General features: G+C 56.0%; 36 protein-coding genes. 2 read left to right on the forward strand and 34 right to left on the reverse strand.

What is annotated here, in order from left to right:
* Nucleotides 1-813: 813 nt before the first annotated feature.
* Together LOY31_RS25980 and LOY31_RS25985 are read right to left on the reverse strand one after the other, a co-directional pair.
* Nucleotides 814-1,332, reverse strand: coding sequence for a single-stranded DNA-binding protein (locus LOY31_RS25980; protein ID WP_007966163.1), 519 nt, complete (start codon nt 1,330-1,332; stop codon nt 814-816).
* 9 nt (nt 1,333-1,341) lie between these two features.
* Nucleotides 1,342-2,739: an MFS transporter gene (locus LOY31_RS25985; RefSeq protein WP_007955631.1), complete on the reverse strand. Its 1,398-nt coding sequence runs from the start codon at nt 2,737-2,739 to the stop codon at nt 1,342-1,344.
* A gap of 191 nt (nt 2,740-2,930) precedes the next feature.
* On the opposite strand from LOY31_RS25985, the gene uvrA reads away from it, so the two are divergent.
* Both uvrA and LOY31_RS25995 read left to right on the forward strand, forming a co-directional pair.
* Entirely contained in the window at nt 2,931-5,765 is a 2,835-nt protein-coding gene (gene uvrA, locus LOY31_RS25990) for an excinuclease ABC subunit UvrA (protein ID WP_258712422.1), read from the forward strand.
* Nucleotides 5,766-5,878: 113 nt separating this feature from the next.
* A protein-coding gene (locus LOY31_RS25995; protein WP_408980453.1) for an IS3 family transposase occupies nt 5,879-7,104 on the forward strand; the annotation gives its coding sequence in 2 pieces (ribosomal slippage) (nt 5,879-6,230 and nt 6,230-7,104; 1,227 coding nt in all).
* 39 nt (nt 7,105-7,143) lie between these two features.
* On the opposite strand, the gene bfr is transcribed toward LOY31_RS25995, so the two are convergent.
* From bfr to fusA, 32 genes are all read right to left on the reverse strand, one after another.
* Nucleotides 7,144-7,611 (reverse strand): bacterioferritin, encoded by a 468-nt coding sequence (gene bfr / locus LOY31_RS26000; RefSeq protein WP_007955633.1) that lies wholly within the window; start codon nt 7,609-7,611, stop codon nt 7,144-7,146.
* A 149-nt stretch (nt 7,612-7,760) separates the two neighbouring features.
* A complete protein-coding gene (locus LOY31_RS26005) occupies nt 7,761-9,215 on the reverse strand; it encodes a catalase (protein ID WP_007955634.1) in 1,455 nt (484 codons plus the stop codon).
* Nucleotides 9,216-9,453: 238 nt separating this feature from the next.
* Nucleotides 9,454-9,840: a 50S ribosomal protein L17 gene (gene rplQ, locus LOY31_RS26010; protein ID WP_007955635.1), complete on the reverse strand. Its 387-nt coding sequence runs from the start codon at nt 9,838-9,840 to the stop codon at nt 9,454-9,456.
* A 42-nt stretch (nt 9,841-9,882) separates the two neighbouring features.
* Nucleotides 9,883-10,884, reverse strand: a complete 1,002-nt coding sequence (locus LOY31_RS26015) for a DNA-directed RNA polymerase subunit alpha (RefSeq protein ID WP_003186012.1) — start codon at nt 10,882-10,884, stop codon at nt 9,883-9,885.
* Nucleotides 10,885-10,906: 22 nt separating this feature from the next.
* Entirely contained in the window at nt 10,907-11,527 is a 621-nt protein-coding gene (rpsD, locus tag LOY31_RS26020; protein ID WP_003176404.1) for a 30S ribosomal protein S4, read from the reverse strand.
* A gap of 18 nt (nt 11,528-11,545) precedes the next feature.
* On the reverse strand, nt 11,546-11,935 hold the full coding sequence (gene rpsK, locus LOY31_RS26025) for a 30S ribosomal protein S11 (protein ID WP_002555466.1): 390 nt from the start codon (nt 11,933-11,935) through the stop codon (nt 11,546-11,548).
* A gap of 30 nt (nt 11,936-11,965) precedes the next feature.
* Nucleotides 11,966-12,322 carry a 30S ribosomal protein S13 gene (gene rpsM, locus LOY31_RS26030; protein ID WP_009045849.1) on the reverse strand — a complete coding sequence of 119 codons (357 nt, stop codon included), beginning with the start codon at nt 12,320-12,322 and terminating at the stop codon, nt 11,966-11,968.
* 130 nt (nt 12,323-12,452) lie between these two features.
* Nucleotides 12,453-12,569, reverse strand: a complete 117-nt coding sequence (gene rpmJ, locus LOY31_RS26035; protein WP_002555468.1) for a 50S ribosomal protein L36 — start codon at nt 12,567-12,569, stop codon at nt 12,453-12,455.
* Nucleotides 12,570-12,596: 27 nt separating this feature from the next.
* On the reverse strand, nt 12,597-13,925 hold the full coding sequence (secY, locus tag LOY31_RS26040) for a preprotein translocase subunit SecY (RefSeq protein WP_003228718.1): 1,329 nt from the start codon (nt 13,923-13,925) through the stop codon (nt 12,597-12,599).
* On the reverse strand, nt 13,926-14,363 hold the full coding sequence (rplO, locus tag LOY31_RS26045; RefSeq protein WP_003228720.1) for a 50S ribosomal protein L15: 438 nt from the start codon (nt 14,361-14,363) through the stop codon (nt 13,926-13,928).
* 3 nt (nt 14,364-14,366) lie between these two features.
* Nucleotides 14,367-14,543, reverse strand: coding sequence for a 50S ribosomal protein L30 (gene rpmD, locus LOY31_RS26050; protein ID WP_003176408.1), 177 nt, complete (start codon nt 14,541-14,543; stop codon nt 14,367-14,369).
* Between the two features lie 2 nt (nt 14,544-14,545).
* Nucleotides 14,546-15,046, reverse strand: a complete 501-nt coding sequence (gene rpsE, locus LOY31_RS26055) for a 30S ribosomal protein S5 (protein WP_007955637.1) — start codon at nt 15,044-15,046, stop codon at nt 14,546-14,548.
* Between the two features lie 3 nt (nt 15,047-15,049).
* Complete coding sequence (gene rplR / locus LOY31_RS26060) at nt 15,050-15,400, reverse strand: 50S ribosomal protein L18 (protein ID WP_003186037.1); 351 nt, start codon at nt 15,398-15,400, stop codon at nt 15,050-15,052.
* A gap of 10 nt (nt 15,401-15,410) precedes the next feature.
* Entirely contained in the window at nt 15,411-15,944 is a 534-nt protein-coding gene (rplF, locus tag LOY31_RS26065; protein ID WP_011336170.1) for a 50S ribosomal protein L6, read from the reverse strand.
* Between the two features lie 12 nt (nt 15,945-15,956).
* Entirely contained in the window at nt 15,957-16,349 is a 393-nt protein-coding gene (gene rpsH, locus LOY31_RS26070; protein ID WP_011336171.1) for a 30S ribosomal protein S8, read from the reverse strand.
* 209 nt (nt 16,350-16,558) lie between these two features.
* The gene (rpsN, locus tag LOY31_RS26075) at nt 16,559-16,864 is read right to left on the reverse strand and encodes a 30S ribosomal protein S14 (protein WP_007955639.1); all 306 of its coding nucleotides are present in this window, start codon (nt 16,862-16,864) and stop codon (nt 16,559-16,561) included.
* A gap of 13 nt (nt 16,865-16,877) precedes the next feature.
* Nucleotides 16,878-17,417, reverse strand: a complete 540-nt coding sequence (rplE, locus tag LOY31_RS26080; protein ID WP_003210069.1) for a 50S ribosomal protein L5 — start codon at nt 17,415-17,417, stop codon at nt 16,878-16,880.
* A gap of 20 nt (nt 17,418-17,437) precedes the next feature.
* Entirely contained in the window at nt 17,438-17,752 is a 315-nt protein-coding gene (gene rplX / locus LOY31_RS26085; RefSeq protein WP_003186046.1) for a 50S ribosomal protein L24, read from the reverse strand.
* Nucleotides 17,753-17,763: 11 nt separating this feature from the next.
* Complete coding sequence (rplN, locus tag LOY31_RS26090) at nt 17,764-18,132, reverse strand: 50S ribosomal protein L14 (protein WP_002555479.1); 369 nt, start codon at nt 18,130-18,132, stop codon at nt 17,764-17,766.
* Between the two features lie 23 nt (nt 18,133-18,155).
* Nucleotides 18,156-18,422 (reverse strand): 30S ribosomal protein S17, encoded by a 267-nt coding sequence (gene rpsQ, locus LOY31_RS26095; protein ID WP_003194644.1) that lies wholly within the window; start codon nt 18,420-18,422, stop codon nt 18,156-18,158.
* Nucleotides 18,423-18,424: 2 nt separating this feature from the next.
* Nucleotides 18,425-18,616 (reverse strand): 50S ribosomal protein L29, encoded by a 192-nt coding sequence (gene rpmC / locus LOY31_RS26100; RefSeq protein ID WP_002555481.1) that lies wholly within the window; start codon nt 18,614-18,616, stop codon nt 18,425-18,427.
* Nucleotides 18,616-19,029 carry a 50S ribosomal protein L16 gene (gene rplP, locus LOY31_RS26105; protein ID WP_003228729.1) on the reverse strand — a complete coding sequence of 138 codons (414 nt, stop codon included), beginning with the start codon at nt 19,027-19,029 and terminating at the stop codon, nt 18,616-18,618. Before rplP ends, rpmC begins: the two co-directional genes overlap by 1 nt.
* A 12-nt stretch (nt 19,030-19,041) precedes the next feature.
* A complete protein-coding gene (gene rpsC, locus LOY31_RS26110; RefSeq protein WP_003176422.1) occupies nt 19,042-19,728 on the reverse strand; it encodes a 30S ribosomal protein S3 in 687 nt (228 codons plus the stop codon).
* 13 nt (nt 19,729-19,741) lie between these two features.
* Nucleotides 19,742-20,074, reverse strand: coding sequence for a 50S ribosomal protein L22 (gene rplV, locus LOY31_RS26115; RefSeq protein WP_003103908.1), 333 nt, complete (start codon nt 20,072-20,074; stop codon nt 19,742-19,744).
* 11 nt (nt 20,075-20,085) lie between these two features.
* Complete coding sequence (gene rpsS / locus LOY31_RS26120; protein WP_003228731.1) at nt 20,086-20,361, reverse strand: 30S ribosomal protein S19; 276 nt, start codon at nt 20,359-20,361, stop codon at nt 20,086-20,088.
* A gap of 16 nt (nt 20,362-20,377) precedes the next feature.
* Nucleotides 20,378-21,202: a 50S ribosomal protein L2 gene (rplB, locus tag LOY31_RS26125; RefSeq protein ID WP_007955640.1), complete on the reverse strand. Its 825-nt coding sequence runs from the start codon at nt 21,200-21,202 to the stop codon at nt 20,378-20,380.
* 14 nt (nt 21,203-21,216) lie between these two features.
* The gene (rplW, locus tag LOY31_RS26130; RefSeq protein ID WP_002555488.1) at nt 21,217-21,516 is read right to left on the reverse strand and encodes a 50S ribosomal protein L23; all 300 of its coding nucleotides are present in this window, start codon (nt 21,514-21,516) and stop codon (nt 21,217-21,219) included.
* The gene (gene rplD, locus LOY31_RS26135; RefSeq protein WP_003228735.1) at nt 21,513-22,115 is read right to left on the reverse strand and encodes a 50S ribosomal protein L4; all 603 of its coding nucleotides are present in this window, start codon (nt 22,113-22,115) and stop codon (nt 21,513-21,515) included. Before rplD ends, rplW begins: the two co-directional genes overlap by 4 nt.
* 12 nt (nt 22,116-22,127) lie before the next feature.
* Nucleotides 22,128-22,763, reverse strand: a complete 636-nt coding sequence (gene rplC / locus LOY31_RS26140; protein ID WP_007955641.1) for a 50S ribosomal protein L3 — start codon at nt 22,761-22,763, stop codon at nt 22,128-22,130.
* Between the two features lie 80 nt (nt 22,764-22,843).
* Nucleotides 22,844-23,155 carry a 30S ribosomal protein S10 gene (gene rpsJ / locus LOY31_RS26145; RefSeq protein WP_003186070.1) on the reverse strand — a complete coding sequence of 104 codons (312 nt, stop codon included), beginning with the start codon at nt 23,153-23,155 and terminating at the stop codon, nt 22,844-22,846.
* A gap of 157 nt (nt 23,156-23,312) precedes the next feature.
* Complete coding sequence (gene tuf, locus LOY31_RS26150) at nt 23,313-24,506, reverse strand: elongation factor Tu (RefSeq protein WP_010220303.1); 1,194 nt, start codon at nt 24,504-24,506, stop codon at nt 23,313-23,315.
* 31 nt (nt 24,507-24,537) lie between these two features.
* Nucleotides 24,538-26,643 (reverse strand): elongation factor G, encoded by a 2,106-nt coding sequence (fusA, locus tag LOY31_RS26155; RefSeq protein ID WP_039772423.1) that lies wholly within the window; start codon nt 26,641-26,643, stop codon nt 24,538-24,540.
* Nucleotide 26,644 lies beyond the last annotated feature (1 nt).

The following is a 26,644-nucleotide window of genomic DNA, read 5'->3' on the forward strand; positions in this document are numbered from 1 at the left end:
CATGTCGGCGATTTCAGCCGCGATTCAGGTCGACCATAAGCTCGTGCAAGCCGACTCAAACCTCCTGGCTCTCGTGCGGTCTTTACCTGCATACGTTAGTAGCTCTGAGAGGTGATCAATCGGACAAAGCTAGTGATTATCCACTTCTCGAAGCATCAAATCCCTACTTCAATATTCCATTGAGCGTTGCTTTCGTTGCTACCAAAATTGGTGTTTGCAGCAATATTTTCCATGGCAAAACTTGTGAAAGTCATTGGAGCTGCGGAATTTGCCCAAACTACTCCTGGTCGAGCGACTGGCACGCTTGATCGAGGATCGCCGGAGTTAACTGCTCCACTCCCCGGTTCCTCGCAGTCGCTCGACCAGGCTGGTTATCTCAGCTTCAGTAAATTGCCGCCCAGACCGCAGACGCTCATAAAGATCAATTCTCCTAGCTCTCGCCCAGTCATGAACAACTAACAGCTCTTGCATGTAGCGTGACTGCGTGGCGAAGGCGCGTTGGCGGCGTGACAACATCCAGTCACAGGCCTCAGGTACCGGCAAGTCTTGATCGTCCAAGAGCATGGGCAACCGATCACCAGTGGGAAAGATCACTTGTTCTACGCGCATGACCTACCTCCGAATCCTTTACATTCGGTTTAGCGCGTTTCCTTTGCTTGTCAAAAACCGTTTATCCGGTTTTCAGAGTCGTGCTTTACAGTCACAAAAAGAAAGCCCCCAGGTTTCTTTACAAACCTGAGGGCTTCCTATTTTAAATCTTAGTAAAAACAGCTAGTTATATAAAATTCTTTACATAACTAGGTTTTATCCGGGCTAGAACGGAATGTCGTCATCGAAGCTGTCAAAATCCGGAGCCGGTTGCGGTGCGGCCTGCTGTGGAGCCGGGGCCGGACGCTGCTGAGGTGCCGACTGCTGCGGACGCGGAGCCTGTTGGCGTGGCGCCTGCTGCTGATAGTTGTTGCCACCGCCTTGTTGGTCGCCCTGTTGTGGACGGCCGCCGAGCAGTTGCATGGTGCCTTGCATGTCGACCACGATTTCGGTGGTGTAACGCTTGATACCGTCTTTTTCCCACTCACGGGTCTGCAGCTTGCCTTCGATGTAAACCTGCGAACCCTTGCGCAGGTATTCGCCGGCGATTTCGGCAACCTTGCCGAACATCGATACGCGGTGCCACTCGGTCTTCTCGACCTTCTGACCGGTCTGCTTATCGGTCCACTGCTCGCTGGTCGCCAGACTCAGGTTGGTCACGGCGTTACCGTTGGGCAGGTAGCGTACTTCGGGATCCTGGCCGCAAGTACCGACCAGAATGACTTTGTTAACCCCACGGGCCATAACGTTCTCCTAGGCTTCGCACGCAGTCTGCGCCGGGTTGTTCACCAGGCGTTCGAGAGTGGTGCGATCCATTAATTCGGTGTCCAGTTTGATGTAGATCGCCGCTTCATCAGCGACTATCACCGCATCAGTTACCCCTACGAGGGCCTTGAGACGCTCGACCAGACCCGCTTCGCGGATCGCTTCGGGCGACAACGGCAGGCGCAGGCTCGTCACGTAGGGAGGTTCGCGCATGGTAACAGCAAAGGCCAGCCAAAGTGCAGCCAGCCCGGCACATCCGAGGAACACAACCGACAGACCGCCATGCTGGAACATCCAGCCGCCGAGAATCCCGCCGAGTGCCGAACCGAGGAACTGACTGGTGGAGTACACGCCCATGGCCGTGCCCTTGCCACCTGCCGGTGAAACCTTGCTGATCAGCGACGGCAGCGATGCTTCCAGCAGATTGAACGCGGTGAAGAACACCACCGTCCCGATCACCAGAGCCCGCAGGCTGTCACCGAACTGCCAGAAGAATAGCTCAGTGAGCATCAGCGTCATCACGGCGCCGAGCAAAACTCGTTTCATTTTGCGTTTCTTCTCGCCGTAGATAATGAACGGGATCATGGCGAAGAAAGAAATCAGCAGCGCGGTGAGGTAGACCCACCAGTGTTGCTCCTTGGGCAGACCGGCTTTTTCAACCAGTGCCAGGGGCAGTGCGACGAAGCTCGACATCAACATCGCATGTAACACAAAAATGCCCAGGTCCAGCCGCAGCAGATCCGGGTGCTTGAGCGTCGGCATCAACGCCTGGCGCGCGACGCCGGACTCCCGATGACTCAGCGGCCCGGTGGATTTCGGCACCATGAACATCACGATCACGATCCCGACCAGTGCCATGCCCCCGGTGGCGAGGAACAGGCCGGACAAGCCGAACGCACGGGTCAGCAGCGGGCCGACCACCATCGCCACGGCGAACGACAGGCCGATGGTCATGCCGATCATGGCCATGGCTTTGGTGCGGTGCTGTTCGCGGGTCAGGTCGGAAAGCAAGGCCATGACCGCTGCGGAAATAGCGCCGGCGCCCTGCAGGATCCGCCCGGCAATCACGCCCCAGATCGAATCGGCCTGAGCCGCCAGCACGCTGCCAAGGGCGAAGACGATCAGCCCAAGGTAAATCACCGGACGCCGGCCGATGCGGTCGGAAATGATCCCGAACGGAATCTGGAAAATCGCCTGGGTCAGGCCGTAAGCGCCGATCGCCAGCCCGATCAGGGCCGGGGTCGCTCCCGCCAGATCCATGCCGTAGGTCGCCAGTACCGGCAACACCATGAACATGCCAAGCATACGGAAGGCGAACACCAGGGCCAGACCGCTCGCCGCGCGGGTCTCGCTGCCACTCATGCGTTCGCTGTGGGGATCGTGCATGGAAAAACCTCGTGTGAACCGGCGGCGATTCTACCAGTCCCATCGAGAGACGGGGTATATCGCGACGCTTTGACGCGTACAGATGAAACTCTCTTCATGTAAGGCAAAAAACCCTTCATTTGATAGTGTGCATCCATCCAGTATTTGGCCGTATACTCCTGTGTTTTCGACGCCCGCCGAGCGAGGCCATTTTGGACAAGATCCTGATTCGTGGGGCCCGCACCCACAACCTGAAGAACATCGACCTGACCCTGCCACGGGACAAACTGATCGTCATCACCGGCCTGTCCGGATCCGGCAAGTCGTCCCTGGCCTTCGACACGCTGTACGCCGAAGGTCAGCGCCGCTATGTCGAATCCCTGTCGGCCTATGCCCGGCAGTTCCTGTCGATGATGGAAAAACCCGACGTCGACACCATCGAAGGCCTGTCGCCGGCGATCTCCATCGAACAGAAGTCGACCTCGCACAACCCGCGCTCCACGGTCGGCACCATCACCGAAATCTACGACTACCTGCGTCTGCTTTATGCACGCGTCGGTACGCCGCGCTGCCCGGATCACGACATTCCGCTGGAAGCCCAGACCGTCAGCCAGATGGTCGACCTGGTGCTGGCCCAGCCGGAAGGCAGCAAGCTGATGCTGCTGGCGCCGGTGATCCGCGAGCGCAAGGGCGAGCACCTGTCGGTATTCGAAGAACTGCGCGCCCAGGGCTTTGTCCGGGCCCGGGTCAACGGCCGGCTCTGCGAGCTGGACGAACTGCCGAAACTGGATAAACAGAAGAAGCACACGATTGAAGTCGTGGTCGACCGCTTTAAGGTTCGCGCCGACCTGCAGCAGCGTCTGGCGGAATCCTTCGAAACCGCACTGAAGCTGGCCGACGGCATCGCGCTGGTGGCGCCGATGGACGACGAGCCGGGCGAAGAGATGATCTTCTCCGCGCGCTTCGCCTGCCCGATCTGCGGCCACGCGATCAGCGAGCTGGAACCCAAGCTGTTTTCCTTCAACAACCCGGCCGGCGCCTGCCCGACCTGTGACGGTCTGGGCGTGAAGCAGTTCTTCGACATCAAGCGACTGGTCAACGGTGAGCTGACCTTGGCCGAGGGCGCGATCCGCGGCTGGGACCGGCGCAACGTCTATTACTTCCAGATGCTCGGCTCACTGGCCGCGCACTACGGTTTCAGCCTGGAGCAGCCGTTCAACGAGCTGCCGGCCGATCAGCAGAAGTTCATCCTGCACGGCAGCGGCTCGCAGAACGTCGACTTCAAATACCTCAACGACCGGGGCGATATCGTCAAGCGCTCGCACCCGTTCGAAGGCATCGTGCCGAACCTCGAGCGTCGCTACCGCGAAACCGAATCGGCGAGCGTGCGCGAAGAACTGGCGAAGTTCCTCAGCACCCAGTCCTGCCCGGATTGCCGTGGCACCCGCCTGCGTCGCGAAGCGCGGCACGTGTGGGTCGGCGAGAAAACCCTGCCGGCGGTGACCAACCTGCCGATCGGCGACGCCTGCGATTACTTCGGCGCGCTGAAGATGACCGGGCGCCGTGGCGAGATCGCCGACAAGATTCTCAAGGAAATCCGCGAGCGCCTGCAATTCCTGGTCAATGTCGGTCTCGACTATCTGTCGCTGGATCGTAGTGCCGACACGCTATCTGGCGGCGAGGCACAGCGGATTCGTCTGGCCAGCCAGATCGGCGCGGGCCTGGTGGGTGTTCTCTATATCCTTGATGAACCGTCCATTGGTCTGCACCAGCGCGACAACGATCGCCTGCTCGGCACCCTCAAACACCTGCGCGACATCGGCAACACGGTGATTGTGGTCGAGCACGACGAAGACGCGATCCGTCTGGCCGACTATGTAGTGGATATCGGCCCGGGCGCCGGCGTTCATGGCGGACAGATCGTCGCCGAAGGCACGCCGGACGAAGTCATGGCGCATCCAGATTCGCTGACCGGTAAGTACCTGTCGGGCCGGGTGAAGATTGAAGTGCCGGCCAAGCGCACACCGCGCAACAAGAAGCAGGTGCTGTCGCTCAAGGGTGCGCGGGGCAACAACCTGCGCAACGTCGACCTGGAAATCCCGATCGGCCTGCTGACTTGCGTGACGGGTGTTTCCGGTTCCGGCAAATCGACGCTGATCAACAACACGCTGTTCCCGCTGAGCGCAACGGCACTCAATGGCGCGACCACCCTGGAAGCCGCAGCCCACGACAGCATCAAAGGCCTGGAACATCTGGACAAGGTCGTCGATATCGACCAGAGCCCGATCGGCCGTACGCCACGCTCCAACCCGGCGACCTATACCGGGCTGTTCACGCCGATCCGCGAACTGTTTGCCGGGGTTCCCGAGTCCCGCTCCCGTGGTTACGGCCCGGGGCGGTTCTCGTTCAACGTCAAGGGCGGTCGTTGCGAAGCCTGCCAGGGCGACGGTCTGATCAAGGTGGAAATGCACTTCCTGCCGGACATCTACGTTCCGTGCGATGTGTGCAAGAGCAAGCGCTACAACCGCGAAACCCTGGAGATCAAATACAAGGGCAAGAGCATCCACGAAACCCTCGAAATGACCATCGAGGAAGCGCGGGTGTTCTTCGACGCGGTGCCAGCGCTGGCGCGCAAGCTGCAAACGCTGATGGATGTGGGCCTGTCGTACATCAAGCTCGGGCAGTCGGCGACCACGCTGTCCGGTGGTGAGGCCCAGCGGGTCAAGTTGTCTCGCGAGCTGTCCAAGCGCGATACCGGCAAGACCCTGTATATCCTCGACGAGCCGACCACCGGTCTGCACTTCGCGGATATCCAGCAATTGCTCGACGTACTGCATCGCCTGCGCGACCACGGCAACACCGTGGTGGTGATCGAGCACAACCTCGACGTGATCAAGACGGCCGACTGGCTGGTGGATCTCGGCCCCGAGGGTGGTTCGAAAGGTGGGCAGATCATCGCCACCGGTACACCGGAGGAAGTGGCCGAGATGAAGCAATCTCACACCGGGCACTACCTCAAGCCGCTGTTGATCCGCGATCGGGCCTGATCGGCGGGCATGAAAAAGCCCCTGTCACTTCGTCAGTGACAGGGGCTTTTTTGTATCGGCTGTCTCGTCCTGAATAAGGTTTACACCTTCTGGCTTCTTATCAGGAGTGTGCAATGGATTCGGGCGCAAAACGCAGTCAACGCGATTACACGCTGACTTTTAAATTGTCGGTTGTCGACCAAGTCGAAAAAGGCGAGTTGAGTTATAAAGAGGCTCAACGGCGCTACGGAATTCAGGGTCGATCGACGGTGTTGGTTTGGTTACGCAAGCATGGTCGGCAAGACTGGAGCCAAGGCGCCTCCATTCGTTCCCAAAGGACCCGACCGATGGACGAGCCCACTTTGCCCTTAACACCCGAGCAGAGAATCAAAGAACTTGAGGAGCAGTTGGCGCTGGCGAATCAGAAAGCCAAGTTTTTTGAAGACGTGGTGGATGTACTGAAGAACGACTACGGCGTCTCTGTCGTAAAAAAGCGGCCCGGCAAGTCGTTGCGCAAACCCAAACCCTGAGTGTCAGCAGGGCTTGCCAGTTTATGGGGATCAGTCGCCAAGCCTTTTACAAACGTAATCGCGTCTATCGGGCTCGCATCGAGCAAGATCAGAAACTCATCCAGTTTGTGCAGACAATCCGAGTACGCCAACCCTGCATTGGCGCCCGCAAATTGCACTCGTTGATGCACGCGGAGCGTGAGAAACAGGAGCTGCATGTCGGCCGCGATCGGTTATTGGCGGTCTTGCGTGATTACCGCCAACTGGTCCGCAGGAAGCGGGCTTATCACAAAACGACCGACAGTCATCATCACTTCCGCTGCCATCCCAATCTGCTCAAACCAGGCCCGTCGCAAGTTGTCGCTACCGGTCCGGAACAGGTTTGGGTGGCCGATATCACTTATCTGTCCACCAAACGTGATGATCCGGTCTATTTGAGTCTGGTGACGGATGCCTTCTCAAGAAAGATCGTCGGCTATCACGTGCATGGCAGCTTGCATGCCGACTCAGTGGCTCAAGCCTTGCGTATGGCCTTGAAGACGCGTCGAACACGCCAGAAACTGGTTCATCACTCGGATCGAGGTGTGCAGTACTGCTCGGCGCTATATCAAAAGCTCCATGTCAAACATGGCATCACGTGCTCAATGACTGATGGCTACGACTGCTACCAAAACGCCTTGGCAGAGCGAGTCAATGGCATCTTGAAGACAGAGCTCTTGCTCCACCGACCGACAGACTTGGCGCAAGCGGAGCAAATGGTGCGGGAGGCGATCTTGATCTACAACCAGGAGCGCCCGCACCTGTCCTTAAAATACAAAACGCCCGATGCGGTGCATCGGGCGTTAGGGTGAAACAGGTGTAAACCTATTTCAGGACTAGACAGGCTGCAATCAGGACGCGTGGGACTGCAGGTAGTTCTGGATACCGATCAGTTTGATCAGGCCCAACTGCTTTTCAAGCCAGTAGGTGTGATCTTCTTCGGTGTCATGCAACTGAAGCTTGAGGATATCGCGGCTCACATAGTCGCCATTCTTTTCACACAGCTCGATGCCTTTGCACAGTGCAGCACGAACCTTGTACTCAAGGCGCAGATCCGCTTCGAGCATGGTCTCTACCGTGGTACCGACATCCAGGTCATCCGGGCGCATGCGCGGAGTGCCTTCGAGCATCAGAATCCGGCGCATCAACGCATCGGCGTGACCGGCCTCTTCTTCCATCTCGTGGTTGATTCGTTCGTAGAGCTTGGTGAATCCCCAGTCCTCATACATCCGCGAGTGAACGAAATATTGGTCACGCGCGGCCAGTTCGCCGGTCAGCAACGTGTTGAGGTAATCGATAACGTCTGGGTGGCCTTGCATCGCCCTACATCTCCCTGCTTGAAAGTCTGTAGTTTGAACCAACCTGACTGGAAGGTCACTCACTTCACGCAATAAAAGCGAAGATATTCTGAGAAAAGCAGCCTAAATAACGCAAAAACCGCCCTAATGAGGGCGGTTCTGCTTCTCGTTTAGACTTCGTTAAGCTGTACGTTGAGCAGCTTTGCGATTGCTTCTCCGTACGCCGGGTCGGCCTTGTGGAAATGCTGCAACTGACGGTCGACGACATCACTCGACACACCCGCCATCGCGCCGGCAATGTTGCTGACCAACAACGCTTTCTGTTCGTCGCTCATCAAGCGGAACAGCGCACCGGCGTGGCTGTAGTAGTCGGTGTCTTCGCGGTGATCGTAGCGATCAGCCGCGCCGCTCAGGGCCAGCGCAGGCTCGGCATAATGTGGCGCTTGTTTCGGCGACTCTACGTAGCTGTTCGGCTCGTAGTTAGGCGCTGCACCACCATTGCTGCCAAAAGCCATCGAACCATCACGCTGGTAAGTATTCACCGGGCTGCGCGGAGCATTCACTGGCAGCTGTTGGTGGTTGGTGCCTACACGGTAGCGGTGGGCATCGGCGTATGCGAAGACACGACCTTGCAGCATGCGATCCGGTGACAGACCTACGCCAGGCACCATGTTGCTTGGACCGAACGCAGCTTGCTCGACTTCCGCAAAATAGTTGAGCGGATTACGGTTCAGTTCCAGCTCACCCACTTCAATCAGCGGGAACTCCTTCTGCGACCAGGTTTTGGTCACGTCGAACGGGTTCTCGTAGTGAGCAGCAGCCTGGGCCTCGGTCATGATCTGGATGCACACGCTCCATTTCGGGAAGTCACCACGCTCGATGGCTTCGAACAGATCACGCTGGGCGTAATCGGGATCTGTGCCCGCCAGACGTGCCGCGTCTGCCGGCGCGAGGTTCTTGATCCCTTGCTTGGTCTTGTAGTGCCACTTCACCCAGTGACGCTCGCCTTGAGCGCTGATCAGGCTGTAGGTGTGGCTGCCAAAACCGTGCATGTGGCGATAGCCGTCCGGGATACCCCGATCAGAAAACAGAATGGTGACCTGGTGCAGCGCTTCAGGCGAATGCGACCAGAAGTCCCACATCATCTGCGCACTTTTCAGGTTGCTCTGCGGCAGGCGTTTCTGGGTGTGGATAAAGTCAGGAAATTTCAGCGGATCGCGAATGAAGAACACCGGCGTGTTGTTGCCGACGATGTCCCAGTTGCCTTCTTCGGTGTAGAACTTGAGGGCGAAGCCACGCGGATCGCGCTCGGTGTCGGCCGAGCCACGCTCACCACCGACCGTTGAAAAACGCAGGAAGGTCGGCGTCTGTTTGCCGACAGCAGAGAACAGCTTGGCGCTGGTGTACTGCGTAATGTCGCGAGTGACCGTGAAAGTGCCATATGCGCCCGAACCCTTGGCGTGTACACGACGCTCGGGAATGTTTTCCCGGTTGAAGTGAGCAAGCTTCTCGATCAGGTGGAAATCATCGAGCAGCAACGGACCACGAGGGCCGGCGGAGCGAGAGTTCTGGTTATCAGCGACAGGTGCGCCACTGGCGGTCGTAAGCGTCTTGTTCTGGCTCATGCGATCTTCATCCTCTATCGGTCTTGAACTGCCGGCTAATCGGCTTGTTGGGGAGTATCGATCATCAATATGACAGCCACAAATTCATTAACTTATGGTCATCAATAGAGAAAAACTAACACCAAATCCCCGCACATAGTGCAGACCCAAACAGGGTAGAAGCTTGTACGAACCGCGCATTTCTTACAGGCACAAAAAACCGGGCACTAGGCCCGGTTCCTTGTTTCAGACTGATGTCTTACTCAGCGGATACAGCTTCACCGCCGACAGCACGATCAACCAGTTCGACGTACGCCATAGGCGCGTTGTCGCCAGCGCGGAAACCGCACTTGAGGATGCGCAGGTAGCCACCCTCACGGGTAGCGTAACGCTTGCCCAGGTCGTTGAAGAGCTTACCAACGATAGCTTTCGAACGAGTACGGTCGAAAGCCAGACGACGGTTAGCAACGCTGTCTGTCTTGGCCAGAGTGATCAGCGGCTCGGCAACGCGGCGCAGTTCTTTGGCTTTTGGCAGAGTAGTTTTGATCAGCTCGTGCTCGAACAGCGACACCGCCATGTTCTGGAACATGGCCTTGCGGTGCGAGCTGGTGCGGCTCAGGTGACGCCCACTTTTACGATGACGCATGGTTCATTCCTTACCAAACACTACGTTCGGTGATTACGACGATCAGGCAGTCGCCTTGTCGTCCTTCTTAAGACTTGCAGGCGGCCAGTTGTCGAGGCGCATGCCGAGGGACAGACCGCGGGAGGCCAGAACGTCCTTGATTTCAGTCAAGGATTTCTTGCCCAGGTTCGGAGTCTTCAACAGCTCTACTTCGGTACGCTGAATCAGGTCGCCGATGTAGTAGATGTTTTCCGCCTTAAGGCAGTTAGCCGAACGTACAGTCAGTTCCAGATCGTCAACCGGGCGAAGCAGGATCGGATCGATCTCGTCTTCCTGCTCGACAACCACTGGCTCACTGTCACCTTTGAGGTCGACGAACGCAGCCAACTGCTGTTGCAGAATGGTTGCAGCGCGGCGGATAGCCTCTTCAGGATCCAGAGTACCGTTGGTTTCCAGATCAATAACCAGCTTGTCCAGGTTGGTACGCTGTTCGACACGGGCGTTTTCCACCACGTATGCGATACGGCGAACCGGGCTGAACGAAGAGTCAAGCTGCAAGCGACCGATGCTGCGGCTTTCGTCTTCATCGCTCTGACGCGAGTCTGCTGGTTCATAACCACGACCACGAGCTACGGTGAGCTTCATGTTCAGGGCGCCGTTAGACGCCAGGTTAGCGATTACGTGATCGGGATTAACGATCTCGACATCATGATCCAGCTGAATATCGGCAGCGGTAACCACCCCCGAACCCTTCTTCGACAAGGTCAGCGTAACTTCGTCACGACCGTGCAGCTTGATGGCCAGACCTTTAAGGTTCAACAGGATTTCAATTACGTCTTCCTGTACACCTTCGATGGCGCTGTACTCGTGGAGCACACCGTCAATCTCGGCCTCGACTACTGCGCAGCCGGGCATTGAGGACAACAGGATGCGGCGCAGCGCGTTGCCCAGGGTGTGGCCAAAACCACGCTCGAGAGGCTCGAGAGTGATCTTGGCGCGGGTTGGACTGACAACCTGCACATCAATGTGGCGGGGTGTCAGGAACTCATTTACCGAAATCTGCATGGATGCACCTATTTTCTAGCCCTTACTTGGAGTAGAGCTCGACAATCAGGCTTTCGTTGATGTCGGCGGACAGATCACTGCGAGCAGGAACGTTCTTGAAAACGCCCGACTTCTTCTCAGTGTCTACTTCTACCCATTCTACGCGGCCACGTTGGGCACACAGATCGAGAGCTTGGACAATGCGAAGTTGGTTTTTTGCTTTCTCGCGAACAGCAACCACGTCACCAGCACGAACCTGGTAGGACGGAACGTTTACGGTCTGACCGTTAACGCTGATCGACTTGTGCGATACCAGCTGACGGGATTCGGCACGAGTCGAACCAAAGCCCATACGGTATACAACGTTGTCCAGACGGCATTCGAGCAGTTGCAGCAGGTTTTCACCGGTTGCACCTTTCTTGCCAGCAGCTTCTTTGTAGTAGCCGCTGAACTGACGCTCGAGAACGCCGTAGATACGACGGACCTTCTGCTTTTCACGCAGTTGGGTGCCGTAGTCGGACTGGCGACCGCGGCGTTGGCCGTGGATACCAGGTGCTGCTTCAATGTTGCACTTCGATTCGATCGCGCGCACGCCGCTCTTCAGGAAGAGATCGGTGCCTTCGCGACGAGCGAGTTTGCATTTTGGACCAATGTAACGAGCCATTCTTTACAATCTCCTGGATTACACGCGGCGCTTCTTCGGCGGACGGCACCCGTTGTGCGGGATTGGCGTCACGTCGGTGATGCTGGCGATCTTGTAGCCACAGCCGTTCAAAGCGCGGACTGCGGATTCACGACCTGGACCTGGACCCTTGACGTTCACGTCGAGGTTTTTCAGGCCGTATTCCAGCGCAGCTTGACCAGCACGCTCAGCAGCTACTTGAGCAGCGAACGGGGTGGACTTGCGGGAACCGCGGAAACCCGAACCACCGGAGGTAGCCCAGGAAAGAGCGTTACCTTGACGGTCGGTGATGGTCACGATGGTGTTGTTAAAAGAAGCATGGATGTGGGCGATGCCATCAACCACTGTCTTTTTAACTTTTTTACGAGGACGAGCAGCAGGTTTTGCCATGATTAAATTCCTGTCGATTCGCTGGGGCGATTACTTGCGGATCGGCTTACGCGGACCTTTACGGGTACGCGCGTTGGTCTTGGTACGCTGACCGCGTACTGGCAGACCACGACGATGACGCAGACCGCGATAGCAACCGAGGTCCATCAAGCGCTTGATTTTCATGTTGATTTCGCGACGCAGGTCACCTTCAGTGGTGAACTTCGCCACTTCGCCACGCAGCTGTTCAATCTGCTCGTCGCTCAGATCCTTGATCTTTGCGGCTGGGTTTACCCCAGTCTCTGCACAGATCTTCTGTGCAGTAGTGCGACCAACACCATAGATGTAGGTCAGCGAGATAACAGTATGCTTGTTATCTGGAATGTTAACGCCTGCAATACGGGCCATTCAGTGGGACTCCAATTGACAGCTACCTACGCCCCGGAAGCCAAGAAATAGGGCGCGAGATAATATCGCTGTAATAACAAATAATCAACCCGGTAGCGCACTAGCTACCGGGCTTGAAGCACAATCACACTCAGCCTTGGCGCTGTTTGTGACGCGGTTCCGCGCTGCAAATTACTCGAACAACACCTTCGCGGCGAATAATCTTGCAGTTACGGCACAGCTTTTTCACCGATGCACGAACTTTCATCACCAACTCCTCGAACCTTATGGGTACTCAGCGCAACATGCCGCTGCCGTAACCCTTCAGGTTGGCTTTCTTCATCAGGGATTCGTACTGGTGCGAAACGAGGTGCGATTGTACTTGGGACATGAAGTCCATCACAACCACGACCACGATCAGCAACGAGGTCCCGCCAAGGTAGAACGGAACGTTTGCTGCAACCACCAGGAACTGGGGCAACAAGCACACGGCCGTCATGTAAAGAGCACCGAACATGGTCAAGCGAGTCAAAACGCCATCAATATAGCGCGCGGACTGCTCACCTGGACGGATGCCCGGAATAAAGGCACCGGACTTCTTCAGGTTTTCCGCTACGTCTTTCGGATTGAACATCAACGCCGTATAGAAGAAGCAGAAGAAAATAATCCCTGCACTAAACAGCAGAATATTCAACGGCTGACCAGGAGCGATCGACTGCGAGATGTCCTGCAACCAGCCCATACCTTCAGACTGACCAAACCAGGCACCCAACGAAGCCGGGAACAGCAAAATGCTGCTCGCGAAAATAGCCGGAATAACACCGGCCATGTTCACCTTCAGCGGCAAGTGGCTTGTCTGCGCAGCAAAAACCTTGCGGCCCTGCTGACGCTTGGCGTAGTGAACAGCGATACGACGCTGACCACGCTCAATGAACACCACGAAACCGATAATCGCTACTGCCAGCAAACCGATGGCAACCAAAGCGAAGATGTTGATATCGCCCTGACGCGCAGACTCGAAAGACTGCCCGATTGCTCTCGGAAGACCGGCGACGATACCCGAAAAAATCAACATCGAGATACCGTTGCCTACACCACGCTCAGTAATCTGCTCACCCAGCCACATCATGAACATCGCGCCAGCCACAAACGTGGAGACCGCGACGAAATGGAAGCCAAAGTCACCAGTGAACGCAACGCCCTGCCCCGCCAGACCAATGGACATGCCAATGGCCTGAACGAGAGCGAGGACGACGGTGCCGTAGCGGGTGTACTGGCTGATCTTGCGACGGCCAGCTTCACCTTCCTTCTTCAACTGCTCCAGCTGCGGGCTGACGGCGGTCATCAGCTGCATGATGATCGATGCCGAAATGTACGGCATGATCCCCAGTGCAAAGATGCTCATCCGTTCCAGCGCGCCGCCGGAAAACATGTTGAACAAGCTAAGAATGGTCCCCTCATTCTGTCGAAACAGGTCTGCGAGTCGGTCCGGGTTGATACCTGGAACCGGGATGTGTGCGCCTATTCGGTAGACGATAATCGCCAGGAACAGAAAACGCAGACGAGCCCAAAGTTCAGACATACCGCCTTTGCCGAGCGCAGAGAGAGCACCTTGCTTAGCCATTTATTCCTCGAACTTGCCGCCAGCTGCTTCGATAGCCGCACGCGCACCTTTGGTGGCGCCGATTCCCTTGCCGATAGTGACAGCGCGAGTCACTTCACCGGACAGCATGATTTTCACACGCTGTACGTTGACGTTGATCACGTTGGCATCTTTCAGGGACTGCACGGTGACGATGTCGCCTTCCACTTTAGCCAGCTCGGACAGACGCACTTCTGCGCGATCCATGGCTTTCAGGGAAACGAAACCGAACTTCGGCAGGCGACGATGCAGCGGCTGTTGACCGCCTTCAAAGCCTGGAGCAATGGTGCCACCGGAGCGGGAAGTCTGACCTTTGTGACCACGGCCACCAGTCTTACCCAAACCACTACCGATACCACGGCCCGGACGATGCTTTTCGCGACGGGAACCCGGCGCTGGACTCAGATCATTGAGTTTCATCGATTAACCCTCGACACGCAGCATGTAGTAAGCCTTGTTGATCATCCCGCGATTCTCGGGAGTATCCTGGACTTCTACAGTGTGACCGATGCGACGCAGACCCAGACCCTTAACGCACAGTTTGTGGTTAGGGATGCGGCCGGTCATGCTTTTGATCAGCGTAACTTTAACGGTAGCCATGATTACTTGATCTCCTCAACACGCAGGCCACGTTTGGCTGCAATGGATTCAGGAGACTGCATGGCCTTCAGACCCTTGAAAGTGGCGTGAACCACGTTTACAGGGTTAGTCGAGCCGTAGCACTTGGCCAGAACGTTCTGAACGCCAGCAACTTCGAGGACAGCACGCATAGCGCCGCCAGCGATGATACCGGTACCTTCAGAAGCAGGCTGCATGTACACCTTCGAAGCGCCATGGGCAGACTTCATTGCGTACTGCAGAGTGGTGCCGTTCAGATCAACCTGGATCATGTTGCGGCGAGCAGCTTCCATTGCCTTCTGGATCGCAGCAGGCACTTCACGCGACTTGCCACGGCCGAAGCCAACACGCCCTTTACCATCACCAACCACGGTCAACGCGGTGAAAGTGAAGATACGGCCGCCTTTAACGGTTTTGGCTACGCGGTTAACTTGAACCAGCTTCTCGATGTAGCCTTCGTCGCGCTTTTGGTCGTTATTTGACATAACTTAGAACTCCAGCCCAGCTTCACGAGCAGCATCAGCCAGCGCTTTAACGCGGCCGTGGTACTTGAAGCCAGAGCGGTCGAAAGCCACCTGCGAGACGCCAGCGGCCTTAGCACGCGTAGCGACCAGCTGGCCAACCTTAGTGGCCGCGTCGATGTTGCCAGTGGCGCCATCACGCAGTTCTTTATCCAAAGTCGAGGCGCTTGCCAGGACTTTGTTGCCGTCGGCCGAAATGACCTGGGCGTAGATGTGCTGCGAAGAGCGGAACACGCAGAGACGCACGACTTCGAGTTCGTGCATTTTCAGGCGTGCTTTGCGAGCGCGACGCAGTCGAGTAACTTTTTTGTCGGTCATTTGCTATGCCCTACTTCTTCTTGGCTTCTTTACGACGGACGACTTCGTCCGCGTAGCGCACACCTTTGCCTTTGTACGGCTCTGGTGGACGGAAGTCGCGGATCTCGGCGGCCACTTGACCTACCAGCTGCTTGTCGATGCCCTTGATCAGGATATCGGTCTGGCTAGGAGTCTCAGCGGTGATGCCTTCCGGCAGTTCGTAATCCACTGGGTGCGAGAAGCCAAGAGCCAGGTTCAGCACCTGACCTTTTGCTTGCGCTTTGTAACCAACACCGACCAGCTGGAGCTTACGCTCGAAGCCTTGGCTTACGCCCTGGACCATGTTGTTTACCAACGCACGAGTGGTACCGGCCATTGCGCGAGTCTGTTGATCGCCATTGCGAGCAGCAAAACGCAGCTCACCGGCTTCTTCAACGACTTCAACGGACGAATGGACGTTCAGTTCAAGAGTACCCTTGGCACCCTTCACCGAAAGCTGTTGGCCTGCGAATTTTACTTCGACACCGGCTGGCAGCTTAACGGGGTTCTTAGCGACGCGAGACATGCTTATCCCCCCTTAGAACACAGTGCAAAGAACTTCGCCGCCGACACCGGCAGCGCGCGCAGCACGATCAGTCATCACACCTTTGTTGGTGGAGACGATAGACACACCGAGACCGCCACGTACTTTTGGCAGCTCTTCGACGGACTTGTACTGACGCAGGCCTGGACGGCTAACGCGCTTCACTTCCTCGATGACCGGACGGCCTTCGAAGTATTTCAGCTCGATGGACAGCAGTGGTTTGGTTTCGCTGCTGATCTGATAACCCGCGATGTAACCTTCGTCCTTCAGGACTTTTGCTACAGCCACCTTCAACGTGGAAGACGGCATGCTTACGACGGACTTTTCAGCCATCTGGGCATTACGGATTCGAGTTAGCATGTCCGCTAACGGGTCCTGCATACTCATGGGCTAGACGCTCCTAATACAGAAAAATTAGCCTTGCGGCTACTACTTGTCGCCGAGAAATTCCGGGTATAAAAAACACGGGCTCAGGCGAGCCGGTCATTCTAGACATACCCCAGAAATGAATCAAGCCCCAAAAGGGGCTTGATTCAAGTTCAAGGCCACCGATGGTCAGGTTCTTTCGACCCCGACCATCAAGGCTTTGACAGCAATTACCAGCTGGCTTTAACCAGACCTGGAACGTCACCACGCATTGCCGCTTCACGCAGTTTGTTACGGCCGAGGCCGAACTTGCGGTAAACGCCGTGCGGACGACCAGTCAGGCGGCAACGGTTACGCATGCGCGAAGCGCTTGCGTCACGTGGTTGCTTCTGCAGAGCTACGGTAGCTTCCCAACGCGCTTCTGGACTTGCGTTCAGATCAACGATGATAGCTTTCAGCGCTGCACGCTTGACGGCGTACTTGGCAACGGTGAGCTGACGCTTCAGCTCACGGTTTTTCATGCTCTTCTTGGCCATTTTCCTACTCCAATCAGTTGCGGAACGGGAATTTGAAAGCACGCAGCAGAGCGCGGCCTTCATCATCGTTCTTGGCAGTGGTGGTCAGGGTAATGTCCAGACCGCGGAGAGCATCGATCTTGTCGTAGTCGATTTCCGGGAAAATGATCTGCTCTTTCACGCCCATGCTGTAGTTGCCACGACCATCGAAGGACTTGGCATTCAGGCCGCGGAAGTCGCGAACCCGAGGCAGGGAGATCGACAGCAGACGATCCAGGAACTCGTACATACGCTCACGGCGCAGGGTCACTTTGACGCCGATCGGCCAACCTTCACGGACTTTAAAGCCAGCGATGGATTTGCGAGCGTAGGTCACAACGACTTTCTGGCCGGTGATCTTTTCCAGGTCAGCAACAGCGTGCTCGATGACTTTTTTGTCGCCGATCGCTTCGCCCAGACCCATGTTCAGGGTGATTTTGGTAACGCGCGGAACTTCCATCACGTTCGAAAGCTTAAGTTCTTCCTTAAGTTTCGGAGCGATTTCCTTCCGGTAAATCTCTTTTAGTCGTGCCATGGTCTTCTACCTAGCAGTGTTCAAGCATCAACCGCTTTTTGGGTCGACTTGAAGACACGAATTTTCTTACCGTCTTCTACTTTGAAACCAACGCGGTCAGCCTTGTTGGTTTCGCCGTTGAAGATGGCGACGTTGGAAGCGTGCAGTGGCGCTTCTTTCTCGACGATACCGCCCTGTACGCCCGACATCGGGTTAGGCTTGGTATGACGCTTGACCAGGTTCAGACCACCAACAACCAGACGGTTGTCAGCAAGAACCTTCAGCACCTTACCGCGCTTACCTTTGTCTTTGCCGGCGATCACGATGATCTCGTCGTCACGACGAATCTTTTGCATGTCGGATCTCCTTACAGCACTTCTGGGGCGAGCGAGACGATCTTCATGAACTTCTCAGTACGAAGTTCACGGGTCACTGGCCCAAAGATACGGGTGCCGATCGGCTCTTGCTTGTTGTTCAGAAGAACAGCAGCGTTGCCATCAAAGCGGATAATGGAGCCATCAGCACGACGTACGCCGTGACGAGTGCGGACTACAACAGCAGTCATCACTTGGCCTTTTTTCACCTTACCGCGAGGAATTGCTTCCTTCACGGTAACTTTGATGATGTCACCGATACCAGCGTAACGACGATGGGAGCCACCCAGCACCTTGATGCACATAACGCGGCGAGCGCCGCTGTTATCGGCCACATCGAGCATGGATTGAGTCTGAATCATATAATTTCTCCGACCCCTAGCCCTTAGACTTCCACAGCGCGTTCGAGAACATCAACCAGCGCCCAAGACTTGGTCTTGGCCATCGGACGAGTTTCACGAATAGTGACTTTGTCGCCGATGTGGCACTGATTGGTTTCGTCGTGCGCGTGCAGCTTAGTCGAACGCTTAACGTATTTACCGTAGATCGGGTGCTTAACGCGACGCTCGATCAGAACGGTGATGGTTTTGTCCATCTTGTCGCTGACAACACGGCCAGTCAGCGTACGGACAGTTTTTTCGGCTTCAGCCATGATCACTTACCTGCCTGCTGGTTGAGCACAGTCTTCACGCGAGCGATGTCACGCTTAACTTGCGAGAGCAGATGAGACTGCCCCAACTGGCCAGTTGCTTTCTGCATGCGCAGATTGAACTGGTCGCGCAGCAAGCCGAGCAGTTGCTCGTTCAGCTGCTGTGCGGATTTTTCACGAAGTTCATTCGCTTTCATCACATCACCGTCCGTTTAACAAAGGAGGTGGCGAGCGGCAGCTTTGCAGCAGCCAGGGCGAAAGCCTCACGCGCCAGCTCTTCAGAAACACCCTCGATTTCATACAGGACTTTGCCTGGCTGAATCTGGGCAACCCAGTACTCCACGTTACCCTTACCTTTACCCATACGAACCTCGAGAGGCTTCTTGGAGATCGGCTTGTCCGGGAATACACGGATCCAGATCTTGCCGCCACGTTTTACGTGACGGGTCAGAGCGCGACGCGCTGACTCGATCTGACGAGCGGTGAGACGACCACGAGCTACAGACTTCAGCGCGAACTCGCCGAAGCTGACTTTGCTACCGCGCAGTGCCAGACCACGGTTGTGGCCGGTCATCTGCTTGCGGAACTTCGTACGCTTAGGTTGCAACATTTGGCGTACCCCTTACTTAGCAGCTTTTTTACGAGGCGCTGGTGCTTGTGGCTTCAGCTCTTCTTGGCGACCACCAATTACTTCGCCTTTGAAGATCCAAACCTTTACACCGATCACACCGTAAGTGGTGTGAGCTTCGTAGTTGGCATAGTCGATGTCGGCACGCAGGGTGTGCAGTGGCACACGACCTTCGCGATACCATTCAGTACGTGCGATTTCAGCACCGCCGAGACGACCGCTCACTTGGATTTTGATGCCTTTGGCACCAATGCGCATGGCGTTCTGTACAGCGCGCTTCATGGCGCGACGGAACATTACACGACGCTCCAGCTGCTGAGCTACGCTCTGCGCAACCAGCATACCGTCGAGTTCCGGCTTGCGGATCTCTTCGATATTGATGTGCACAGGCACACCCATTTGCTTGGTCAGGTCCTGACGCAGTTTCTCAACATCTTCACCTTTCTTCCCGATAACGATACCTGGACGAGCGGTGTGGATGGTGATGCGTGCAGTTTGGGCCGGACGATGGATATCGATACGGCTTACGGACGCGCTTTTTAGTTTGTCTTGGAGGTATTCACGCACCTTCAGATCAGCGAACAAGTAGTCCGCATAAGTCCGACCGTCTGCGTACCAGACGGAGGTGTGCTCCTTGACGATTCCCAGGCGAATGCCAATGGGATGTACTTTCTGACCCATCTCTTCGACTCCGTTACTTGTCAGCAACCTTGACAGTGATATGGCAAGACCGCTTGACGATGCGATCAGCACGGCCTTTGGCACGTGGCATGATGCGCTTCAGCGAACGCCCTTCGTTGACGAAAACGGTGCTGACCTTCAGGTCATCAACGTCTGCGCCTTCGTTATGCTCGGCGTTGGCTACGGCCGACTCCAGCACTTTTTTCATGATCTCGGCGGCTTTCTTACTGCTGAAAGCCAACAGGTTGAGCGCTTCGCCCACCTTCTTCCCGCGGATCTGGTCGGCGACCAAGCGGGCTTTCTGGGCGGAGATTCGAGCGCCCGACAACTTAGCGGCTACTTCCATTTCCTTACCCCTTAACGCTTGGCTTTCTTGTCTGCCACGTGCCCGCGATAAGTGCGGGTACCGGCGAACTCGCCCAGTTTGTGGCCGACCATGTCTTCGTTTACGAGAACTGGGACGTGCTGACGACCGTTGTGTACAGCGATGGTCAAACCGACCATTTGTGGCAGGATCATCGAACGACGCGACCAAGTCTTAATTGGTTTGCGATCGTTCTTTTCCGCCGCCACTTCGATCTTCTTCAGTAGGTGAAGATCAATAAAAGGACCTTTTTTCAGAGAACGTGGCACTGTCGTATCCCTCTATTTACTTGCGACGACGGACGATCATTTTGTCGGTACGCTTATTACCACGAGTCTTCGCGCCCTTAGTCGGGAAGCCCCATGGCGATACCGGATGACGACCACCAGAGGTACGACCTTCACCACCACCATGTGGGTGGTCAACCGGGTTCATGGCAACACCACGAACGGTTGGGCGAACGCCACGCCAGCGCTTGGCACCAGCTTTACCCAGCGAACGCAGGCTGTGCTCGGAGTTCGAGACTTCGCCCAGGGTCGCACGGCACTCAGCCAGTACTTTACGCATTTCACCGGAACGCAGACGCAGGGTCACGTAAACGCCTTCACGAGCGATCAGCTGAGCCGAAGCACCAGCGGAACGAGCGATCTGTGCGCCTTTACCTGGCTTCAGTTCGATGCCGTGTACGGTAGAACCGACTGGAATGTTGCGCAGTTGCAGAGCGTTACCTGGCTTGATTGGAGCCAGGGCACCTGCGATCAGCGTGTCGCCAGCACTCACGCCTTTAGGGGCGATGATGTAGCGGCGCTCGCCGTCTGCGTAGCAGAGCAGTGCGATGTGAGCAGTACGGTTTGGATCGTATTCGATACGCTCGACAGTGGCGACGATGCCATCTTTGTCGTTGCGACGGAAATCGACCATACGGTAATGCTGCTTATGACCACCACCGATGTGACGGGTGGTAATACGGCCATTGTTGTTACGACCACCAGACTTCGATTTTTTCTCGAGCAGCGGTGCGTGAGGAGCGCCTTTATGCAGCTCCTGGTTGACCACCTTGACCACAAAACGGCGGCCAGGGGAAGTCGGTTTGCATTTAACGATTGCCATGATGCACCCCTTCCTTACTCAGCACTGCTGCTGAAATCGAGATCTTGGCCTGGCTGAAGGGAGATAACTGCCTTCTTCCAGTCATTACGCTTGCCCAGACCGCGAGCGGTGCGCTTGCTCTTACCCAGAACGTTCAGGGTAGTAACACGCTCAACTTTCACGCTGAACAGGCTTTCGACGGCCTTCTTGATTTCCAGCTTGGTTGCGTCAGTAGCAACCTTGAAAACGAACTGGCCTTTCTTGTCTGCCAGAACCGTAGCCTTCTCGGAAACGTGCGGGCCAAGCAGAACTTTAAATACGCGTTCCTGGTTCATCCCAGCAGCTCCTCGAATTTCTTCACGGCCGACACGGTGATCAACACCTTGTCGTATGCGATCAGACTAACTGGATCGGAACCTTGCACGTCACGTACATCTACGTGTGGCAGGTTGCGAGCAGCCAGGTACAGGTTCTGATCAACAGCGTCCGACACGATCAGAACGTCGGTCAGGCTCATGTTGTTCAGTTTGCCCAGCAGGTCTTTGGTTTTCGGAGTTTCAACTGCGAAATCCTGAACCACGACCAGACGATCAGTACGCACCAGCTCAGCAAGGATGGAACGCATTGCTGCGCGATACATCTTCTTGTTCAGCTTCTGGGAGTGATCCTGTGGACGAGCTGCGAAAGTGGTGCCGCCGCCGCGCCAGATTGGGCTACGGATAGTACCGGCACGAGCACGGCCAGTACCTTTCTGACGCCATGGGCGCTTACCGCCACCACGAACGTCGGAACGGGTCTTTTGCTGCTTGCTACCTTGACGGCCGCCGGCCATGTAGGCCACGACTGCTTGGTGAACCAGCGTCTCGTTGAATTCGCCGCCAAATGTCAGTTCGGAAACTTCGATCGCTTGAGCGTCATTTACATTTAATTGCATGTCAGCTTCCCCTTAACCGCGAGCCTTGGCTGCTGGACGTACAACCAGGTTGCCGCCAGTAGCGCCAGGAACAGCACCCTTGACCAGCAACAGATTGCGTTCAGCGTCCACGCGCACTACTTCCAGGGACTGCACGGTCACGCGCTCAGCGCCCATATGACCGGACATTTTTTTGCCCTTGAATACACGACCAGGAGTCTGGCACTGGCCGATAGAGCCTGGGACGCGGTGGGATACGGAGTTACCGTGGGTGTTATCTTGCCCGCGGAAATTCCAACGCTTGATCGTACCCTGGAAGCCTTTACCTTTGGACTGACCGGTTACATCAACCAGTTGACCAGCAGCGAAGATTTCAGCGTTGATCAGATCGCCGGCCTGGTACTCGCCTTCTTCAAGGCGGAATTCCATTACGGTACGACCAGCGGCAACGTTCGCCTTGGCGAAGTGGCCAGCCTGAGCAGCTGTTACACGGGAAGCACGACGCTCGCCGACAGTGACTTGCACTGCACGATAGCCATCGGTTTCTTCAGTTTTGAACTGGGTGACGCGATTCGGCTCGATCTCAATGACCGTGACCGGAATGGAGACACCTTCTTCGGTGAAAATACGGGTCATACCCGCTTTACGACCGACTACACCAATAGTCATGTTGTAAACCTCATGAGTGTACGGGGCTTTCACCCGCTATGGCCGCCCATTTCAGAGCGTTACACGACCAAGACCGAGTCTTAGCCGAGGCTGATCTGCACTTCCACACCGGCCGCAAGATCAAGCTTCATAAGTGCATCAACGGTTTTATCCGTTGGCTGGACGATGTCCAGAACGCGCTTATGAGTGCGGATCTCGTACTGGTCACGCGCGTCTTTGTTGACGTGCGGAGAAACCAGAACGGTGAACCGCTCTTTACGGGTAGGCAGTGGAATTGGACCACGCACTTGAGCACCAGTACGTTTCGCGGTTTCCACGATTTCCTGGGTTGATTGGTCGATCAGGCGATGGTCAAAAGCCTTCAACCTGATACGGATTTGCTGATTTTGCATTGGATTTCAGACTCCGGCTGCTATTCCCACCGGGCGCAATACGCCCGTTAAAAGGAGGCGCAATTCTATAGACGCCCCAGATAGGTGTCAACCCAATAAAAAAGCCCCCGCTAAGCGGGGGCTTTTTCAACTCATCAAAGCTGACTCAATAAAGAGATCACTCGATGATTTTAGCTACGACGCCAGCACCAACGGTACGGCCGCCTTCACGGATTGCGAAACGCAGACCGTCTTCCATCGCGATGGTTTTGATCAGGGTAACAGTCATCTGAATGTTGTCACCTGGCATTACCATTTCAACGCCTTCTGGCAGCTCGCAGTTACCAGTCACGTCAGTAGTACGGAAGTAGAACTGTGGACGGTAGCCTTTGAAGAACGGAGTGTGACGGCCGCCTTCTTCCTTGCTCAGAACGTAAACTTCTGCGGTGAACTTGGTGTGTGGCTTAACCGAACCCGGCTTAACCAGAACCTGACCACGCTCAACGTCGTCACGCTTGGTGCCACGCAGCAGAACGCCGCAGTTCTCGCCAGCACGACCTTCGTCCAGCAGCTTGCGGAACATCTCAACACCGGTGCAGGTGGTGGTGGTGGTGTCACGCAGACCAACGATTTCCAGGGCGTCTTGAACGCGAACGATACCGCGCTCGATACGACCGGTCACAACAGTACCGCGACCCGAGATCGAGAACACGTCTTCGATTGGCATCAGGAAAGGCTTGTCGATAGCACGCTCTGGCTCTGGGATGTAGCTGTCCAGAGTTTCCACCAGCTTCTTGACAGCGGTGGTGCCCATTTCGTTGTCGTCTTTGCCTTCCAGCGCCATACGAGCCGAACCGATGATGATCGGAGTGTCGTCGCCTGGGAAGTCGTAGGTGGACAGCAGGTCGCGAACTTCCATCTCAACCAGTTCCAGCAGCTCAGCGTCGTCTACCAGGTCAGCCTTGTTCAGGAAAACCACGATGTACGGAACGCCTACCTGACGGGACAGCAGGATGTGCTCACGGGTTTGCGGCATCGGACCATCAGCGGCCGAGCAAACCAGGATCGCGCCGTCCATCTGCGCAGCACCAGTGATCATGTTCTTCACGTAGTCAGCGTGACCTGGGCAGTCAACGTGAGCGTAGTGACGAATGTTCGAGTTGTACTCAACGTGCGCGGTGTTGATGGTGATACCGCGAGCTTTTTCTTCTGGAGCGCTGTCGATCTTGTCGAATTCAACTACGGCCGAACCGAAAACTTCGGAGCAGACGCGAGTCAGAGCAGCGGTCAGAGTGGTTTTACCGTGGTCAACGTGGCCGATGGTGCCAACGTTTACGTGCGGTAGGGAACGATCAAATTTTTCTTTAGCCACGACAATTAACTCCTAGCCTAAAGGGGCTGAATCAGCCTTGTTTTTTGGTAACGGATTCGACGATGTGCGACGGAGCCGTATCGTATTTTTTGAATTCCATAGAGTAGCTTGCGCGACCCTGGGACATGGAACGAACGTCGGTCGCATAACCGAACATCTCACCCAGTGGAACTTCGGCACGGATAACCTTGCCGGACACTGTGTCTTCCATACCCTGGATCATGCCGCGACGACGGTTAAGGTCGCCCATCACATCACCCATATAGTCTTCAGGCGTAACAACCTCTACCGCCATGATCGGCTCGAGCAACTCACCACCACCCTTCTGGGCCAGTTGCTTGGTCGCCATGGAAGCAGCCACTTTAAACGCCATCTCGTTGGAGTCGACGTCGTGGTAAGAACCATCGAACACGGTAGCCTTCAGGCCGATCAGCGGATAGCCGGCAACAACGCCGTTCTTCATCTGCTCTTCGATACCCTTCTGGATAGCCGGGATGTATTCCTTAGGAACCACACCACCCACTACTTCGTTCAGGAATTGCAGACCTTCCTGACCTTCGTCAGCAGGAGCAAAGCGAATCCAGCAATGACCGAACTGGCCACGACCGCCGGACTGACGAACGAACTTGCCTTCGATTTCGCAGTTCTTCGTGATGCGCTCACGGTACGAAACCTGCGGCTTGCCGATGTTGGCTTCGACGTTGAACTCACGGCGCATCCGGTCAACCAGGATGTCCAGGTGCAGCTCGCCCATGCCGGAGATGATCGTTTGACCAGTCTCTTCATCAGTTTTAACGCGGAAAGACGGGTCTTCCTGAGCAAGTTTGCCCAGAGCGATACCCATTTTTTCCTGGTCATCCTTGGTCTTAGGCTCTACGGCAACCGAAATAACCGGCTCCGGGAAGTCCATGCGAACCAGGATGATTGGCTTGTCAGCGTTGCAGAGGGTTTCACCAGTGGTGACGTCCTTCATGCCGATCAGGGCCGCGATGTCGCCAGCGCGCACTTCCTTGATCTCTTCACGGGCGTTTGCGTGCATTTGCACCATACGACCCACGCGCTCTTTTTTGCCTTTAACCGAGTTGATCACGCCGTCGCCGGAGTTCAACACGCCCGAGTAAACGCGGACGAAGGTCAAGGTACCCACAAATGGGTCGGTAGCGATCTTGAACGCCAGGGCCGCGAACGGCTCGTCGTCGCTTGCATGACGCTCCATCTCTTCTTCCTCGTTATCAGGGTTGGAACCCTTGATAGCAGGAATGTCGGTCGGAGCAGGCAGGAAGTCGATAACGGCGTCGAGAACCAGGGGAACGCCCTTGTTCTTGAACGAAGAACCGCAAACAGCCAGAACGATTTCGCCGGCGATAGTACGTGCACGCAAAGCAGCCTTGATCTCTTCGATCGACAGCTCTTCACCTTCCAGGTACTTGTTCATCAGGTCTTCGTTGGCTTCGGCGGCGGCTTCAACCATGTTGTTGCGCCACTCTTCAGCCAGCTCGAGCATGTCCGCAGGGATTTCCTTGCGAACCGGAACCATACCCTTGTCAGAGTCGTTCCAGTAGACAGCTTGCATGTTGATCAGGTCGATCTGGCCCTGGAAGTTGTCTTCCGAACCGATAGCCAGCTGGATCGGCACCGGAGTATGACCCAGACGCTGTTTGATCTGACCGATCACGCGCAGGAAGTTGGCACCAGCACGGTCCATCTTGTTTACGTAAACAAGACGTGGAACGCCGTATTTGTTGGCCTGACGCCATACGGTTTCCGACTGAGGCTCAACACCCGAAGTACCGCAGAACACAACGACAGCGCCGTCGAGTACGCGCAGGGAACGTTCTACTTCAATGGTGAAGTCTACGTGGCCCGGGGTATCGATTACGTTGAAGCGATGCTCGTGTGGGTACTGCTTCTCGGAACCTTTCCAGAAGGCGGTAATGGCAGCAGAAGTAATGGTAATACCACGCTCCTGCTCCTGAACCATCCAGTCTGTGGTCGCGGCGCCGTCATGCACCTCGCCCATTTTGTGACTTTTGCCAGTGTAAAAAAGGACGCGCTCGGTGGTGGTGGTTTTACCAGCATCCACGTGAGCGACGATACCGATGTTACGGTAGCGACTAATCGGAGTAGTACGAGCCATA

Source organism: Pseudomonas sp. B21-021 (assembly GCF_024749205.1).
In the GTDB taxonomy this organism is placed as follows: Bacteria; Pseudomonadota; Gammaproteobacteria; order Pseudomonadales; family Pseudomonadaceae; genus Aquipseudomonas; species Aquipseudomonas paraglycinae.

What these genes read in the sequence shown, in the direction of transcription:
- rplN (WP_002555479.1), bottom strand. Translation starts at nt 18,132, where the DNA reads ATGATTCAGACTCAATCCATGCTCGATGTGGCCGATAACAGCGGCGCT.
- LOY31_RS25985 (WP_007955631.1), bottom strand. Translation starts at nt 2,739, where the DNA reads ATGCACGATCCCCACAGCGAACGCATGAGTGGCAGCGAGACCCGCGCG.
- rplC (WP_007955641.1), bottom strand. Translation starts at nt 22,763, where the DNA reads ATGACTATTGGTGTAGTCGGTCGTAAAGCGGGTATGACCCGTATTTTC.
- rpsK (WP_002555466.1), bottom strand. Translation starts at nt 11,935, where the DNA reads ATGGCAAAACCTGCTGCTCGTCCTCGTAAAAAAGTTAAAAAGACAGTG.
- rplV (WP_003103908.1), bottom strand. Translation starts at nt 20,074, where the DNA reads ATGGAAGTAGCCGCTAAGTTGTCGGGCGCTCGAATCTCCGCCCAGAAA.
- rplP (WP_003228729.1), bottom strand. Translation starts at nt 19,029, where the DNA reads ATGTTGCAACCTAAGCGTACGAAGTTCCGCAAGCAGATGACCGGCCAC.
- bfr (WP_007955633.1), bottom strand. Translation starts at nt 7,611, where the DNA reads ATGCAAGGCCACCCAGACGTTATCGATTACCTCAACACGTTGCTGACC.
- rplB (WP_007955640.1), bottom strand. Translation starts at nt 21,202, where the DNA reads ATGGCAATCGTTAAATGCAAACCGACTTCCCCTGGCCGCCGTTTTGTG.
- rpsD (WP_003176404.1), bottom strand. Translation starts at nt 11,527, where the DNA reads ATGGCTCGTTACATTGGTCCAAAATGCAAACTCGCTCGTCGCGAAGGC.
- LOY31_RS26015 (WP_003186012.1), bottom strand. Translation starts at nt 10,884, where the DNA reads ATGCAGATTTCGGTAAATGAGTTCCTGACACCCCGCCACATTGATGTG.
- rpsQ (WP_003194644.1), bottom strand. Translation starts at nt 18,422, where the DNA reads ATGGCTGAAGCCGAAAAAACTGTCCGTACGCTGACTGGCCGTGTTGTC.
- fusA (WP_039772423.1), bottom strand. Translation starts at nt 26,643, where the DNA reads ATGGCTCGTACTACTCCGATTAGTCGCTACCGTAACATCGGTATCGTC.
- rplE (WP_003210069.1), bottom strand. Translation starts at nt 17,417, where the DNA reads ATGGCACGACTAAAAGAGATTTACCGGAAGGAAATCGCTCCGAAACTT.
- rpmC (WP_002555481.1), bottom strand. Translation starts at nt 18,616, where the DNA reads ATGAAAGCGAATGAACTTCGTGAAAAATCCGCACAGCAGCTGAACGAG.
- rplW (WP_002555488.1), bottom strand. Translation starts at nt 21,516, where the DNA reads ATGAACCAGGAACGCGTATTTAAAGTTCTGCTTGGCCCGCACGTTTCC.
- rplO (WP_003228720.1), bottom strand. Translation starts at nt 14,363, where the DNA reads ATGAAACTCAATGATCTGAGTCCAGCGCCGGGTTCCCGTCGCGAAAAG.
- rpmD (WP_003176408.1), bottom strand. Translation starts at nt 14,543, where the DNA reads ATGGCTACCGTTAAAGTTACGCTGATCAAAAGCATGACCGGCCGCATC.
- rpsM (WP_009045849.1), bottom strand. Translation starts at nt 12,322, where the DNA reads ATGGCCCGTATTGCAGGCGTTAACATTCCAGATAACAAGCATACTGTT.
- rpsJ (WP_003186070.1), bottom strand. Translation starts at nt 23,155, where the DNA reads ATGCAAAATCAGCAAATCCGTATCAGGTTGAAGGCTTTTGACCATCGC.
- secY (WP_003228718.1), bottom strand. Translation starts at nt 13,925, where the DNA reads ATGGCTAAGCAAGGTGCTCTCTCTGCGCTCGGCAAAGGCGGTATGTCT.
- rplR (WP_003186037.1), bottom strand. Translation starts at nt 15,400, where the DNA reads ATGACCGACAAAAAAGTTACTCGACTGCGTCGCGCTCGCAAAGCACGC.
- rpsH (WP_011336171.1), bottom strand. Translation starts at nt 16,349, where the DNA reads ATGAGTATGCAGGACCCGTTAGCGGACATGCTAACTCGAATCCGTAAT.
- rpmJ (WP_002555468.1), bottom strand. Translation starts at nt 12,569, where the DNA reads ATGAAAGTTCGTGCATCGGTGAAAAAGCTGTGCCGTAACTGCAAGATT.
- rplX (WP_003186046.1), bottom strand. Translation starts at nt 17,752, where the DNA reads ATGCAAAAGATTCGTCGTGACGACGAGATCATCGTGATCGCCGGCAAA.
- rpsC (WP_003176422.1), bottom strand. Translation starts at nt 19,728, where the DNA reads ATGGGTCAGAAAGTACATCCCATTGGCATTCGCCTGGGAATCGTCAAG.
- LOY31_RS26005 (WP_007955634.1), bottom strand. Translation starts at nt 9,215, where the DNA reads ATGAGCCAGAACAAGACGCTTACGACCGCCAGTGGCGCACCTGTCGCT.
- rpsE (WP_007955637.1), bottom strand. Translation starts at nt 15,046, where the DNA reads ATGTCAAATAACGACCAAAAGCGCGACGAAGGCTACATCGAGAAGCTG.
- rplD (WP_003228735.1), bottom strand. Translation starts at nt 22,115, where the DNA reads ATGCAATTAAATGTAAATGACGCTCAAGCGATCGAAGTTTCCGAACTG.
- rplQ (WP_007955635.1), bottom strand. Translation starts at nt 9,840, where the DNA reads ATGCGTCATCGTAAAAGTGGGCGTCACCTGAGCCGCACCAGCTCGCAC.
- LOY31_RS25980 (WP_007966163.1), bottom strand. Translation starts at nt 1,332, where the DNA reads ATGGCCCGTGGGGTTAACAAAGTCATTCTGGTCGGTACTTGCGGCCAG.
- rpsN (WP_007955639.1), bottom strand. Translation starts at nt 16,864, where the DNA reads ATGGCCAAGAAGAGCATGAAAAACCGTGAGCTGAAGCGTCAGCTCACC.
- rplF (WP_011336170.1), bottom strand. Translation starts at nt 15,944, where the DNA reads ATGTCTCGCGTCGCTAAGAACCCCGTTAAGCTGCCAGCCGGTGTCGAA.